Consider the following 13,590-nt stretch of genomic DNA (forward strand, 5'->3'; position numbering starts at 1 on the left):
CGGAATACGCTCCCGCGCCTGGACGGTTGGAGCAAGAATGACCACACCTGATCTCGGCAAGTTCGGCGTTTTCGGCCACTACTCGGGGTGGCAGCAGCTGTCCGCGCAGCAGCTCAAGGACATCGAATCCCTCGGCTACGGAGCCATCTGGGCCGGTGGCTCACCACCTGCCGAGCTCGACTGGATCGACCCCATCCTGTCAGCCACCGAGTCGCTGCAACTGGCGACGGGCATCGTCAATATCTGGACTGCCGCGGCCGGTCCTGTCGCCGAATCCTTCCACCGCATCGAGAAGGCCCACCCCGGCCGGTTCTTGCTCGGCATCGGCGTCGGCCATCCCGAAGCACACCAGGAGTACAAGAAGCCCTACGACGCGCTGAACGAGTACCTCGACAAGCTCGACGAGTACGGCGTACCCAAGGACCGCCGGGTGGTGGCCGCGCTCGGTCCGCAGGTGCTCAAGCTGTCGGCGCGCCGCAGCGCCGGGGCGCATCCGTACCTGACCACACCCGAGCACACCGCGCGGGCACGCGAGCTCGTCGGTCCGGACGCCTTCATCGCCCCCGAGCACAAGGTGGTGCTGACCACGGATGCGGACCGCGCCCGCGCGGTCGGCCGTAAGGCGCTGGAGGTCTACCTGAACCTCGCGAACTACCTGAACAACTGGAAGCGGCTGGGCTTCACCGATGCCGACGTCGCGAAGCCGGGCAGCGACGCGCTCGTCGACGCGGTCGTGGCGTACGGCACCACCGACGCCGTCTCCGCACGGCTCACCGAGCACCTGACCGCAGGCGCCAACCATGTTCCGATTCAGGTCTTGACGGGTACTGACAAGCTCGTGCCCGCGCTCACCGAGTTGGCGGGCCCGCTCGGACTTCAGTGAAGGGAAACCCCATGAGTGAGCTCAAACCCGACCTCGGCCGTTTCGGGGTATGGACGTTCGGCACACCCAAGCCCGAACAGGCGACCGAGATCGAGCGGCTGGGCTACGGCGCGATCTGGATCGGCGGCTCACCGGCAGGTGATCTCGAATACGTCGAGCCGCTGCTGGACGCCACCGAGACACTGCAGGTCGCGACCGGCATCATCAACGTCTGGCAGGCACCAGCCGAGCAGGTCGGCGAGGCCTATCACCGCATCGAGGACAAGTACCCGGGACGGTTCCTGCTCGGCGTCGGGATCGGACACCCCGAACACACCGAGGAATACCGCAAGCCCTACGACGTGCTCGTCGAATACCTCGATGTGCTCGACGGCTTGAAGGTGCCGACGAGCCGACGGGTCATCGCCGCGCTAGGGCCCAAGGTGCTCAAGCTGTCGGCCCGGCGCAGCGCGGGCGCCCACCCGTACTTGACCACCCCCCAGCACACCGGAGAGGCCCGAAACCTGTTGGGGCCAACGGTATTTCTGGCCCCTGAGCACAAGGTCGTGCTGGCGCGCGACGCCGAGGCGTCCCGGAAGATCGGGCGCGACACCGTGGACTTCTACCTCAACCTCTCCAACTATCTGAACAACTGGAAGCGGCTGGGGTTCACCGACGACGACATCGCCAAGCCCGGCAGTGACCGGCTGATCGACGCGGTCGTCGCGCACGGCACGCCCGAGGACATCACCAAGCAGCTCACCGAGCACATCGAGGCCGGAGCCGATCACGTGGCGATCCAGGTGCTGGGCGGCTGGGATGCCCTGCTGCCGACGCTGGAGGAACTGGCGGGCCCGCTCGGCCTCAAGAGCTGATTGACCCAATGATATGCATGAGCTTACGATAAGCGTATGCATATTACTTCGGACGCTCTTCCCCTGCACCGCGCCGCAGTGCAGGCTTCTGTGGACGCGGTGAACGCCGTCGTACCTGACGATCTCGCCCGGCCGACGCCGTGTGCCGGCTGGAATCTGTCAGCCCTGCTCGCGCACATGACCGTCCAGCACCACGGCTTCGCCGCAGCGGCCCGCGGCGGCACCGACCCCGAAGTGTGGGAACCCGCGACCGTCGCCGATGCGGTGGCCTCGGATCCCGCCGGCACCTACGCGTCGGCCGCCGACGACGTACTCAGGGCGTTCGAGGCCGACGGCGTGCTCGAGGCGGCCTTCGCGCTCCCCGAATTCGGCTCCGGCGCAACATTTCCCGGAGCGATGGCGATCGGTTTTCACTTCGTCGACTACGTCGTGCACGGCTGGGACGTCGCTCGCACCATCGGCGCGGCATACGAACTGCCGAAGGCGGTCGTCGATGCCGTGCTGCCGATCGCGTTCGCCGTCCCCGATGGTGAGTTCCGCGCCGACGAGGGCAGCCCGTTCCGACGCGCGGTCACCGTCAACGACGGTGCCAGCGACATGGACCGGCTACTCGCCCACCTCGGCCGCTCGCCGGATTGGACTGCCGTTAGGGTTTGACCATGCGGTTGCTGGTCACTGGCGGGGCCGGGTTCATCGGCGCCAATTTCGTCCACGTCGCTGCACGTGAACATGTGGTGACGGTCCTCGACGCGCTGACCTACGCAGGCAGCCGCGAATCGCTGGCGCCGGTCGAAGACAAGATCCGGCTGGTGCAGGGCGACATCACCGACTCCGCGCTGGTCGACAAGTTGGTCGCCGACGCCGACGCCGTCGTGCACTTCGCCGCCGAGACCCACGTCGACAACTCACTGTCCGGGCCGGAGCCCTTCCTGCACGCCAACGTCGTCGGCACGTTCACCATCCTGGAGGCGGTGCGCGCGCATGACGTTCGGCTGCACCATGTTTCGACCGACGAAGTGTACGGCGACCTGGAACTCGGCAGCCCGCAGAGGTTCACCGAGTCGACGCCGTACAACCCGTCGAGCCCGTATTCGTCGACCAAGGCGGCGGCCGACATGCTGGTGCGCGCCTGGGTGCGGTCTTACGGAGTGCGCGCGACACTCTCGAACTGCTCGAACAACTACGGGCCGTATCAGCACGTGGAGAAGTTCATCCCGCGCCAGATCACCAATGTGCTGACCGGGCGGCGCCCCAAGCTCTACGGAACCGGCGCCAACGTCCGCGACTGGATCCACGTGCAAGACCACAACACTGCGGTATGGCGCATCCTGTCCGACGGACAGATCGGCCGCACGTATCTGATCGGCGCCGACGGGGAACGGAACAACGTGACGGTGATGCGGACGATCCTGCGGCTGATGGATCGCGATCCCGACGATTTCGACCACGTCACCGACCGCGTCGGCCACGACCTGCGGTACGCGATCGACGCGTCGCCCCTGCGCGACGAGTTGGGTTGGAGTCCCGCGCACACCGACTTCGAGGACGGCCTCCGCGACACCATCGAGTGGTACCGAGCCAACGAAAAGTGGTGGGCTCCACTGAAAGAGGGCGTCGAAGCCACCTACGCGGGACGCAACCAGTGACGTTCCGCGAGCTCACGGTTCCCGGCGCGTGGGAGATCACCCCGCGCATCCACGGCGATTCACGGGGCGCATTCTTCGAGTGGTTCACCGACGCCGAGTTCACCGCGCTGGCCGGGCACCGGTTCGACCTACGTCAGGCCAACTGCTCGATATCGGCCGCGGGGACGCTGCGCGGGCTGCACTTCGCCCAGCTGCCACCCAGTCAGGCCAAGTACGTCGGATGCCCGCGCGGCAAGGTGCTCGACGTGGTCGTCGACATCAGGGTCGGATCGCCGACGTTCGGACAGTGGGATTCGGTGGTCCTCGACGACACCGACCGGCGATCCATTTACATCTCCGAGGGCCTCGGGCACGCTTTCTTTGCGCTGGAGGACAACTCGACGGTCGTGTACCTGTGCTCCGCGGCCTACAACCCCGAGCGGGAGCACACCGTCAACGTGCTCGATCCCGCGCTGGGTATCACGTGGCCTCACGTCGACGGTGGGCCGATTCTGTCTGACCGGGACCGCGCGGCACCGTCGCTGGCCGACGCCCAGGCCGCCGGACTGCTGCCGACGTGGGAGCAGACACGCGTCTTCGCCGAGGAGTTGCGCCGCCGCTGACTGCGCCGCGCAGGCCCCTTGCGCACCTCATCGGCGCATTACTAGGATATCCAAGTATCTAGCAGCGAGGAACGATCATGACCACACAGATTCCGCATTTCATCAACGGCAAGCGCGCGGCCGGCCAATCCACCCGTCTGGCCGACGTCATGAATCCCAGCACCGGAGAGGTGCAGGCCAAGGTGCCGATGGCCTCGCGGGCCGACGTGGACGAGGCCGTCGCCGGGGCCGCCGCCGCGCAGAAGGAATGGGCCCCATGGAACCCCCAGCGCCGCGCCCGCGTGATGATGAGGTTCATCGACCTCGTCAACCAGAATGTAGAAGAGTTGGCCGAACTCCTCAGTCTGGAACACGGCAAGACCATCGCCGACTCCAAAGGTGACATCCAGCGTGGCATCGAGGTCATCGAGTTCGCGATCGGCATCCCGCACCTCATCAAGGGCGAGTACACCGAGGGCGCGGGCACCGGCATCGACGTGTACTCGCTGCGGCAGCCGCTCGGCGTGGTCGCCGGCATCACCCCGTTCAACTTCCCCGCGATGATCCCGCTGTGGAAGGCCGGTCCCGCGCTCGCATGCGGAAATGCGTTCATCCTCAAGCCCAGTGAGCGTGACCCGTCGGTGCCGGTCCGGCTGGCCGAGCTGTTCCTGCAGGCCGGTCTGCCGCCGGGCGTGTTCCAGGTGGTGCACGGCGACAAGGAAGCCGTCGACGCGATCCTCGAGCACCCCGTGATCCAGGCCGTCGGCTTCGTCGGCAGCTCCGACATCGCGCAGTACATCTACTCCGGTGCCGCCGCCAACGGTAAACGGGCGCAGTGCTTCGGCGGCGCGAAGAACCACATGATCGTGATGCCCGATGCCGATATGGACAACGCCGTCGACGCGCTCATCGGCGCAGGCTACGGCAGCGCGGGCGAACGCTGCATGGCGATCAGCGTCGCGGTGCCTGTCGGTGAGCAGACCGCAGACCGGTTGCGCGCCAGGCTGATCGAGCGGGTCAACGGCCTGCGCGTCGGCCACAGCCTCGACCCGAAAGCCGACTACGGCCCGCTGGTCACCGAGGCCGCGCTGGCCCGCGTCAAGGACTACATCCAGCAGGGTGTGGACGCCGGCGCCGAGGCCGTCGTCGACGGCCGCGAACGCACGAGCGACGAGCTGACTTTCGACGAGGCTGACCTGTCGAAGGGTTACTTCATCGGCCCGACCTTGTTCGACCACGTCACCCCCGACATGTCGATCTATACCGACGAGATCTTCGGACCCGTGCTGTGCATCGTGCGTGCCAACGACTACGAGGAGGCGCTGGCGCTTCCGTCCGAGCATGAATACGGCAACGGAGTCGCGATTTTCACCCGTGACGGCGACACCGCACGGGACTTCGTGTCGCGGGTGCAGGTCGGCATGGTCGGTGTCAACGTGCCGATTCCCGTCCCGGTCGCCTATCACACGTTCGGCGGCTGGAAGCGCTCCGGATTCGGCGATCTCAACCAGCACGGTCCCTCGTCGATCATGTTCTACACGAAGACCAAGACGGTGACGCAGCGCTGGCCCGCGGGCAGCCACGGCGCGGAGTTCGTCATCCCGACCATGAAATAGATGGACTACTTCGGGCTGGACGAAGACGAACGCGTGATCGCCGAGACGGCGGCCGCGTTCGCCGAGAAGCGCCTCGCGCCTTACGCATTGGAATGGGACGAGAGCCACCACTTCCCCACTGACGTGTTGCGGGAGGCCGCCGATCTCGGGATGGCCGCGATCTACTGCCGAGAGGATGTCGGCGGCAGCGAGCTACGGCGCCTGGACGCGGTGCGGATCTTCGAGCAGCTGGCGATGGCCGACCCCACGATCGCGTCGTTTCTGTCGATTCACAACATGTGCGCGTGGATGGTCGACACGTACGGCACCGACGAACAGCGCAAGTCATGGTTACCGCGGCTGGCCTCCATGGAGGCGATCGCCAGTTACTGTCTCACCGAGCCGGGCGCCGGATCGGATGCCGGCGCGTTGAGCACCAGAGCTGTCCGAAGCGGGAACGCCGCCGGATCAGACTGGGTGCTCGATGGTGTCAAACAGTTCATCTCCGGGGCCGGTTCCTCAGATCTGTACGTGGTCATGGCCCGTACCGGCGGTAACGGCCCCCGCGGCATCTCCGCGTTCCTCGTCGAAAAGAACACGCCGGGGCTGAGTTTCGGCGCGCAAGAAGCGAAGATGGGTTGGAACGCCCAACCGACCGCACAGGTGATCTTCGATGGTGTGCGGGTGTCCGCGGACGCGATGCTCGGCGGCGCCGACGGTGAGGGCACCGGCTTCGGCATCGCGATGAATGGGCTCAACGGCGGCCGAATCAACATCGCCGCATGCTCGCTCGGTGGCGCGCAGGCCGCTCACGACAAGGCGCGCAGCTATTTGGCGGACCGGCAGGCGTTCGGCGGTTCACTGCTCGACGAGCCCACCATCCGGTTCGCCCTCGCCGATATGGCGACGGCGCTGCAGGCGTCACGAACGTTGTTGTGGCGCGCGGCGTCCGCCCTCGACGAGAACCATCCGGAGAAGGTCGAGCTGTGCGCGATGGCCAAGCGCTATGTCACAGATTCCTGCTTTGATGTGGCCGATCAGGCGCTGCAGTTGCACGGCGGCTACGGCTATCTACGCGAGTACGGGCTCGAGAAGATCGTCCGCGATCTACGGGTGCATCGAATCCTCGAGGGCACCAACGAAATCATGCGTGTGGTCATCGGCCGGGCCGAAGCGGCCCGGGCCCGCGCGTCTTAATCAGGAGGCGTCAATGTCGACGATCGCGTTCCTCGGGCTGGGCCACATGGGCGGTCCGATGGCGACCAACCTCGTCGCCGCGGGCCACACCGTCCACGGATTCGATCCAGTTGCCGCGTTGAAGGATGCCGCCGCCGAGAACGGTGCACAGGTCTTCGACAGCGTCGCCGCGGCGGCGTCGGGAGTCGACGTGGTGATCACCTCGCTGCCCAACGGCGACATCGTGAAGGCGGTGTACGCCGACGCGCTGTCGGCGGCGCCCGAAGGCACGCTGTTCATCGACACGTCGACCATCTCGGTCGACGATGCACGCACCATCAACAAGCAGGCCGCCGATCACGGGCATGCCCAGCTCGACGCGCCGGTGTCGGGCGGGGTGAAGGGTGCGGTCGCCGGCACGCTGGCCTTCATGGTCGGTGGCGACGAAGCCGCGGTCGAGCGGGCACGGCCAGTACTGGAACCGTTGGCGGGCAAAATCATTCACTGCGGCGGCTCGGGCACCGGGCAGGCCGCCAAACTGTGCAACAACATGGTGCTGGCCGTGCAGCAGATCGCCGCAGGCGAAGCTTTTGTGCTCGCCGAAAAGCTGGGTTTGTCCGCCCAGTCCCTGTTCGACGTGATCACCGGCGCGACAGGCAACTGTTGGGCGATCCACACGAACTGCCCGGTGCCGGGACCGGTTCCGACCTCACCGGCCAACAACGATTTCAAGCCGGGCTTCGCGACCGCGTTGATGCACAAGGACATCGGCCTCGCGATGGACGCGGTCAAGTCGACGGGTTCGACGGCTCCGCTGGGCACTCACGCCGCCGAGATCTACGCTCAGTTCATTGCGACCAACGGTATCAACGCCGACAAGGACTTCAGCGCGGTCATCGAAATGATCCGCAAGGGTCAGGCCTGAGTCCTCTCCCCGAGCACGTCGCGGAACAGCGCTTGCCGCAGCGCCAGTTCCCGCGGGTCGCTGTGGGCGTGATAGCCCAGCTTGTTCAGCACATACCCGTACCCGATGCCGGTGTCCGGATCGGCGAAGCCGAACGAGCCCCCGAGCCCGGGCCATCCGAAAGCCTTTCCGGTGGAACCGAATACGAATTTGGCCGTGGGCTTGCCGAAACCCAGGGAGAACGACATGTCGAGGAACATCACCTTGTCGCGTACACCCCGTGTGGGCGGTACGGCGGGTGCCTCGAGCGCGTCGCGCACCGTCCTGCTCAGGCCCAACCCCGGGCCACCGGTTGCGGCGGCACCGTAGAGTTTGGCGACGGAGTCAGCCGACGCCGTCCCGTTCACCGATGGCATCTCGGGTATCCGCACCTCGTCGCGATTGAAGTCGCCGGCATCCTTCACGCCTGCGGCCACCACAAAGGCTCGGGCGGGCAGACTCTTCGGATTGAACAGGCTCGCGACGAACAGCGGGGGCATCGTGCGGAGATGCAGCAGCATTTCGCGCCTTGTCACCGGTTCGAGCAGCGCCACCCGGCCGCGATCGACCGACGGCGGCAGGCCGATGTGGAGGTCCAATCCGAGTGGATCGGCGATCTCCTCGGCGAAGAACCGCCCAAGCGTGCGGCCTTGCGGGTCCACCTTCCGGATGAGCGCGGACTGATACCAGCCGAGCGTCGCCGCGTGATAGCCGTACCTCGTGCCGGGAGGCCATGCGGGGAGCTGCTCGGCGATTCTGGCCGACATCCTGTCCGGGTCGGCGAGCTCGGCGAGCGTCAGGGGTGGGGTGATCGCGACCAGGCCGGCTTGGTGACTGAGCAACTGTCGCACGGTGATGCCACCTTTGCCACCCTGCGCGAACTCCGGCCAGTAGTCGGCCACCTTGGCGTCGTAGTCGATCAGCCCCCGCGACGCGGCGACCGCCACGGCAAGTGAGGCAACGCCTTTCGTCGTCGAGAAGACGTTGACGATGGTGTCCTGCTGCCACGGCTCCCGGGTGACACCGTTGCGGTGGCCGGCCCACAGATCGACCACCTTGCGCCCGTCGCGATAGACCGCGACAGCGGCACCGGTTTCCTTGCCGGTTTCGAAGTTGCGACGAAACGCGTCGACGACCTTCCCGTAGCCCTCGTCGGCGTCACCACCCATGACCGTTCCCTCGTCTCACCTTTGCGGCCTCGCCCCCAAGACGTCTCGGAACAGCGCCTGCCGCAGCCGAAGTGCGCGCGGATCGCTGATCAGATGGAACCCGAGCTTGTTCATCACGTAGCCGAACCCAACCCCGGTATCCGGATCGGCAAAGCCGACCGAACCGCCGGCACCCGGCGCACCGAACGCCTTGTCCGAGGACCCGATCACGTACTTCGCATTGTTCGGAATGGGCCGACCGAATCCCAGCGAGAAGGACGTGTCGACGTGCAACACCTTGTCGCGCAAACCCTTTGTCGGATACACCGGTGGCGCCGTCAGTGCGGCGAAGACCTCCGGCGTCAAACCGATCTTCGATCCGCCGATGGCGGCGTCGCCGTAGAGCTTGGCCACCGATTCGGCGGTGCCGGTTCCGTTGGCGGCCGGTATCTCGACGACACGGACGTCTTCCCGGTTGAACGTCGAAAGGCCGTTGGCCCCTTCGAATGCGACACCGGCCTGCGCGGTCAACGTCATCGGGATGAACCAGGCGGCCGCCAACTTCGGTGGCAGCACATGCAGATGCAACAACGTGGCGATCTGAGACGGCACGTGCAGATGCGCAACCCGATCGCGATCGATGTGGTCCGGTAGCCCGATGTGGAAGTCCAGGTGCAGCGGTCGGGCGATCTCCTCGGCGAAGTACCGGCCGAGAGTGCGCCGCTCGGGATCGACGTGGCGGATGAGTTCGGACGCATACCACCCGAGCGTGACGCCGTGATAGCCGTGGCGAGTCCCCGGCGGCCAGGCGGGCGGCTGTGCGGCCAAGCGCTCCGAGAGACGCTCCGGCACAGCGATATCGGCAAGGGTCAGCAGCGGCTTGATCACCGGCAGCCCGGCCTGATGGGCCAGCAGTTGCCGCACGGTGACCGATTCCTTGCCGCTCTGGGCGAACGCGGGCCAGTAGTCTGCCACTCGTGCGTCGTAATCGAGGAGCCCACGTGAAACGGCTCGCGCGACGGCCAGCGCGGCAACGCCTTTCGTCGTCGAAAAGGTGTTGACCAGGGTGTCGTTGGTCCACGGCGCGCGAGTGGCCCCGTTGCGGAATCCACCCCAGAGATCGACGACCTTGCGGCCGTCGCGATAGATCGTGAGGGCGGCGCCGATTTCCGCGCCGCTGGTCATGTTCAGTCGAAACGCGTCGGCGACTTTTCCGTAGCCCTCGTCGACATCGCCGCGGACAAGCTCGGATGCGACCCCGGTTTTCTGAGCCATGCCCTAGTTCACCGCCTCGACGGCGGCCTCAGCCAACGACACACCGCCGTGCGCGCGAATTTTATCTGCGTAGACGGTGCCGGACCGGCAATTTCGGTTAAGCGGCGGTCACCTTGTGTTTCGCCCACCAACGGTCGTGCATCCGCTGGCAGTCGGCCACCCGCAGCGGCGCGCTGCCGCCGAAGTCCGGCCGCACCGCGACGGCGGCCGGGATATCGGGCACGCCTTCGCCGGTGATGACGACCGTGGCCAGCCCGGATTTCGTCGCGGCGCGCAGCCCGCAGGCCGAGCCGCTGACCGCGAGCGCGTTCTCGGCGGTGATCCCGAGCTCGGCGAGTGCCAGGCGATGGGCTTCGGAATCGGGCATGGGCTTCGTGACGTCCTCAGCGGTCACCACCGCCTCGACGATTCCCTCGCCGACCAACTGGCGCACCAACGGCTCCGCCCAGCTGCGCTGTCCGCTCGTCACGACGGCGACCTGCACACCCGCCCCGAAGGTTTCGGCGACGAAATCGACAAGGCCGGGGCGTGGCGCGAGATCGCGCTCGAGGATCAGCTCGTCGAACAACATCGTCTTGGTCGTGTAGATGTCGTCGGCCAACAGCCTGGTCAGTACATCGGACTCGGTGGCCACCCCTCGCTTACGCAGTTCGGCCGCGACGCGCTGTCGTTCATCGGTGAGCGCGAGTAGCTGCCGGTACCGCGTCACCGACCACTGAAAATCCAGACCATGCGCCGCGAACGCGGCGTTGTACGCCTCTCGGTGGCCCTCGCATTCGATATCCGTCAGGGCATCGAGGTCGAAGATCACCGCGCGCAGCGGACATCGGGTTCCTGCCGGCGATGCGGAGTCCCACCAGAAGCGGCCCGCGCGCCAAGTCGTCTCGTGCGTTGTCGGCATGCAGCTAGGGTGGCCCACGTCACAGCGTTCCAGCCTCCCCCATTTGGGGGATCGTCGATGCCAACTTCGTTCCCCACAGAAAAGGCCAGGTCATAAGGTGGTGCACATGGCTTCCGAAGAGCTGGGCCCACCGGTCCGTCTGGTGCTGGTCGATGACCACGAGATGGTGATCGAGGGCCTCAAGGCCATGCTCGCGGCGTTTCGGGAACGCGTGGAGGTCGTCGGACAGGCCATCGGCGCTGAGCGTGCGCTCAGCGTCGTTGACGAATTGAACCCCGACATCGTGCTGTCGGATGTGCGCATGCACGGGTCCAGCGGCCTGGACCTCTGCGTGGCGTTGCGCGGGCGCGACCCCAACCGCAAGGTCGTGATGCTCTCCGTCTACGACGACGAGCAATACCTCTTTCAGGCCCTGCGGGTGGGCGCGTCCGGATACCTCCTGAAAAGCATCAGCAGCGACGAGCTCGTCCGTCAGCTCGAGTTCGTGCATCGCGGTGAGACGGCGATCGACCCGAGCATGGCCGCCAGGGCGGTGGACACCGCCGCGCGGATGCAGCGCGACGAATTCTGGCCCGGTGCGCGCCAAGGCTTGACTCAGCGCGAGAGCGAGATCCTCTCGTACGTCGTGAACGGCCTGTCCAACCGCGCGATCGCGTCCAAGCTGGTGATCGGCGACGAGACCGTCAAGACGCACCTGAGCTCGATCTACCGCAAGCTCGGGGTCAGCGACCGCACCGGAGCCGTGGCGACGGCCCTCCGTGAAGGCATCTACCAATGAGCCCGGACGCCAACCCCCCGAACGCGGTCCGCGACCTTGTCGACACCGACCGCGAACTCGCACTGCTGCGCGAACTGATCCAGGCCGCGTCCAAAGGGCCCGGGGTCGAGCCGCTGGCCGCGGCGGCCGCACGGATGATCACCGCTGCCACCGCCAGCGACGTGTGCTTCGTCCACGTCCTCGACGACAGCGACCGGTCACTGACGCTCGCGGGCGCGACACCGCCGTTCGACGCCGAGGTGGGCAAGATCCGATTGCCGTTGGGCCAGGGCATTTCCGGATGGGTCGCGAGCCACCGCGAGCCGGTGGTGATCAGGCAGGACAAGGAAGCCGATCCGCGCTACATGCCGTTCGAGTCCCTGCGCGGGAAGGACTTCACGTCGATGGTGTCGGTGCCGATGGAGACCGACCCGGGCGGGCTGGTCGGCGTGCTAAACGTGCACACCGTCGAGCATCGCGACTTCACCGCGCGCGACGTCGAACTGCTGCTGGTGATCGGCAGGCTGATCGCCGGTGCGCTCCATCAGGCCCGCTTGCACCGCCAGCTGGTCGCTCGCGAACGGGCCCACGAGAACTTCGTCGAGCAGGTCATCGAGGCCCAGGAGCTCGAGCGGCGGCGGCTGGCCGGCGATATCCACGACGGCATCTCGCAGCGACTGATCACCTTGTCGTACCGGCTCGACGCGGCCAGCCGCGCGGTGTCCGACGATCCAGAGGCTGCCTCCGAACAGTTGGAGAAGGCCCGCGAACTCGTCGATCTCACGCTGGGCGAAGCGCGCGCCGCTATCAGCGGACTACGGCCGCCAGTGCTCGACGATCTCGGGCTGGCGGGTGGCCTCGCCAGCCTCGCGCGGTCCATCCCCCAGATCGGCATCGATGTCGAGCTGGTGGAGAACCGCGTGCCCGACCACATCGAGCTCGCGCTGTACCGGATCGCGCAGGAATGCCTGCAAAACGTCGTCAAACATGCGAAGGCCACGTCCGCACGGCTTACCTTTGCCGTCGACGCGGGCGAGACCGGGGACGTCGCCCGGCTCGAAATCGTCGACGACGGAGTCGGTTTCGACACCTTCGAGCATCCCCTGGGCAGCGACGAGATGGGCGGCTACGGCCTGCTGTCGATGGCCGAGCGGGCCGAGATCGTCGGCGGCCGGTTGAACATCCGGTCGCGCCCGGGTTCGGGCACCGCGGTGACCGCGACGATCCCGCTTCCGCGTTCCTAGAAGTCGCCGGAATTGCGGCGCAGCGTCTCGATCGAGGCCGCGAGCGCACGGGACTCGCGGTCGGACATGCCGATGTCGGCGAACACCTCGCTGTTGAGCGTGACGGTGGCGTCCTCGACCGTCGACCGGCCGAGATCGGTGATCCGCACCAGCGTGGTGCGGCCGTCGGTCGGATGGGGTGTGCGCTCCACCAGACCGTCGGCCTCCAGCCGCCGGATCGCGTGCGTGACGCTGGTGACGTGCACCTGCAGCCGGTCCGACGCCTTGGTGATCGGCAGCGCGCCACCGCGGCTGAAGGCCAACAACCGCAGCAACTCGAATCGGGAAAAGCTCAGGTCGTATGGCCGCAGCGCGTTCTCGACCCGGGCCAGCAGTATCTGGTGGGCCCGCATCACCGACGTGACCGCCACCATGCCGTCGGCGACCTCGCCCCAGCCGAAGCGCTCCCAGTTGGCGCGCGCCAACTCGATGGGGTCGCGCTTGCGCGGCCACGACGGTTGCGAGGGCACGCCCCTTCATACCGCACCCGGCAGCCTCGGGTCCGCGCGATGACTCTCGCGTCCTCCACGAGTCTGTCCTTGCGACAA

At 66.8% G+C, this 13,590-nt stretch carries 14 protein-coding genes; 10 read left to right on the plus strand and 4 right to left on the minus strand.

What is annotated here, in order from left to right:
• Positions 1 to 37: 37 nt before the first annotated feature.
• The 8 genes from G6N36_RS13540 (at position 38) to mmsB (ending at position 7,660) form a co-directional block, all read left to right on the plus strand.
• Positions 38 to 883 (plus strand): LLM class F420-dependent oxidoreductase, encoded by an 846-nt coding sequence (locus G6N36_RS13540; RefSeq protein ID WP_163686956.1) that lies wholly within the window; start codon positions 38 to 40, stop codon positions 881 to 883.
• 11 nt (positions 884 to 894) lie between these two features.
• The gene (locus G6N36_RS13545) at positions 895 to 1,737 is read left to right on the plus strand and encodes an LLM class F420-dependent oxidoreductase (RefSeq protein ID WP_163686957.1); all 843 of its coding nucleotides are present in this window, start codon (positions 895 to 897) and stop codon (positions 1,735 to 1,737) included.
• A gap of 36 nt (positions 1,738 to 1,773) precedes the next feature.
• A complete protein-coding gene (locus tag G6N36_RS13550; protein WP_163686958.1) occupies positions 1,774 to 2,394 on the plus strand; it encodes a TIGR03086 family metal-binding protein in 621 nt (206 codons plus the stop codon).
• Between the two features lie 2 nt (positions 2,395 to 2,396).
• Positions 2,397 to 3,383 carry a dTDP-glucose 4,6-dehydratase gene (gene rfbB / locus G6N36_RS13555; protein WP_163686959.1) on the plus strand — a complete coding sequence of 329 codons (987 nt, stop codon included), beginning with the start codon at positions 2,397 to 2,399 and terminating at the stop codon, positions 3,381 to 3,383.
• The gene (gene rfbC / locus G6N36_RS13560; RefSeq protein WP_163686960.1) at positions 3,380 to 3,985 is read left to right on the plus strand and encodes a dTDP-4-dehydrorhamnose 3,5-epimerase; all 606 of its coding nucleotides are present in this window, start codon (positions 3,380 to 3,382) and stop codon (positions 3,983 to 3,985) included. Before rfbB ends, rfbC begins: the two co-directional genes overlap by 4 nt.
• Positions 3,986 to 4,062: 77 nt before the next feature.
• A complete protein-coding gene (locus G6N36_RS13565; protein ID WP_163686961.1) occupies positions 4,063 to 5,580 on the plus strand; it encodes a CoA-acylating methylmalonate-semialdehyde dehydrogenase in 1,518 nt (505 codons plus the stop codon).
• On the plus strand, positions 5,581 to 6,756 hold the full coding sequence (locus G6N36_RS13570; protein WP_163686962.1) for an acyl-CoA dehydrogenase family protein: 1,176 nt from the start codon (positions 5,581 to 5,583) through the stop codon (positions 6,754 to 6,756).
• 13 nt (positions 6,757 to 6,769) lie between these two features.
• Entirely contained in the window at positions 6,770 to 7,660 is an 891-nt protein-coding gene (gene mmsB / locus G6N36_RS13575) for a 3-hydroxyisobutyrate dehydrogenase (RefSeq protein WP_163686963.1), read from the plus strand.
• Here mmsB and G6N36_RS13580 read toward each other — a convergent pair.
• The 3 genes from G6N36_RS13580 to G6N36_RS13590 form a co-directional block, all read right to left on the minus strand.
• Positions 7,651 to 8,847, minus strand: a complete 1,197-nt coding sequence (locus tag G6N36_RS13580) for a serine hydrolase domain-containing protein (RefSeq protein WP_163686964.1) — start codon at positions 8,845 to 8,847, stop codon at positions 7,651 to 7,653. The two genes, mmsB and G6N36_RS13580, sit on opposite strands and share 10 nt — an antisense overlap.
• Positions 8,848 to 8,862: 15 nt before the next feature.
• Entirely contained in the window at positions 8,863 to 10,101 is a 1,239-nt protein-coding gene (locus tag G6N36_RS13585) for a serine hydrolase domain-containing protein (RefSeq protein ID WP_163686965.1), read from the minus strand.
• Between the two features lie 97 nt (positions 10,102 to 10,198).
• Positions 10,199 to 11,002: an HAD family hydrolase gene (locus G6N36_RS13590; protein WP_163686966.1), complete on the minus strand. Its 804-nt coding sequence runs from the start codon at positions 11,000 to 11,002 to the stop codon at positions 10,199 to 10,201.
• A 106-nt stretch (positions 11,003 to 11,108) separates the two neighbouring features.
• Here G6N36_RS13590 and G6N36_RS13595 point away from each other — a divergent pair, with 106 nt between their 5' ends.
• Positions 11,109 to 11,780 (plus strand): response regulator, encoded by a 672-nt coding sequence (locus G6N36_RS13595; RefSeq protein WP_163686967.1) that lies wholly within the window; start codon positions 11,109 to 11,111, stop codon positions 11,778 to 11,780.
• A complete protein-coding gene (locus G6N36_RS13600; RefSeq protein ID WP_163686968.1) occupies positions 11,777 to 13,003 on the plus strand; it encodes a GAF domain-containing sensor histidine kinase in 1,227 nt (408 codons plus the stop codon). The genes G6N36_RS13595 and G6N36_RS13600 overlap by 4 nt, the downstream gene beginning before the upstream one ends.
• Here G6N36_RS13600 and G6N36_RS13605 read toward each other — a convergent pair.
• On the minus strand, positions 13,000 to 13,512 hold the full coding sequence (locus G6N36_RS13605) for a MarR family winged helix-turn-helix transcriptional regulator (RefSeq protein WP_163686969.1): 513 nt from the start codon (positions 13,510 to 13,512) through the stop codon (positions 13,000 to 13,002). The two genes, G6N36_RS13600 and G6N36_RS13605, sit on opposite strands and share 4 nt — an antisense overlap.
• Between the last annotated feature and the right edge of the window lie 78 nt (positions 13,513 to 13,590).

It is taken from the genome of Mycolicibacterium gadium (assembly GCF_010728925.1).
Taxonomy (GTDB): Bacteria; Actinomycetota; Actinomycetes; order Mycobacteriales; family Mycobacteriaceae; genus Mycobacterium; species Mycobacterium gadium.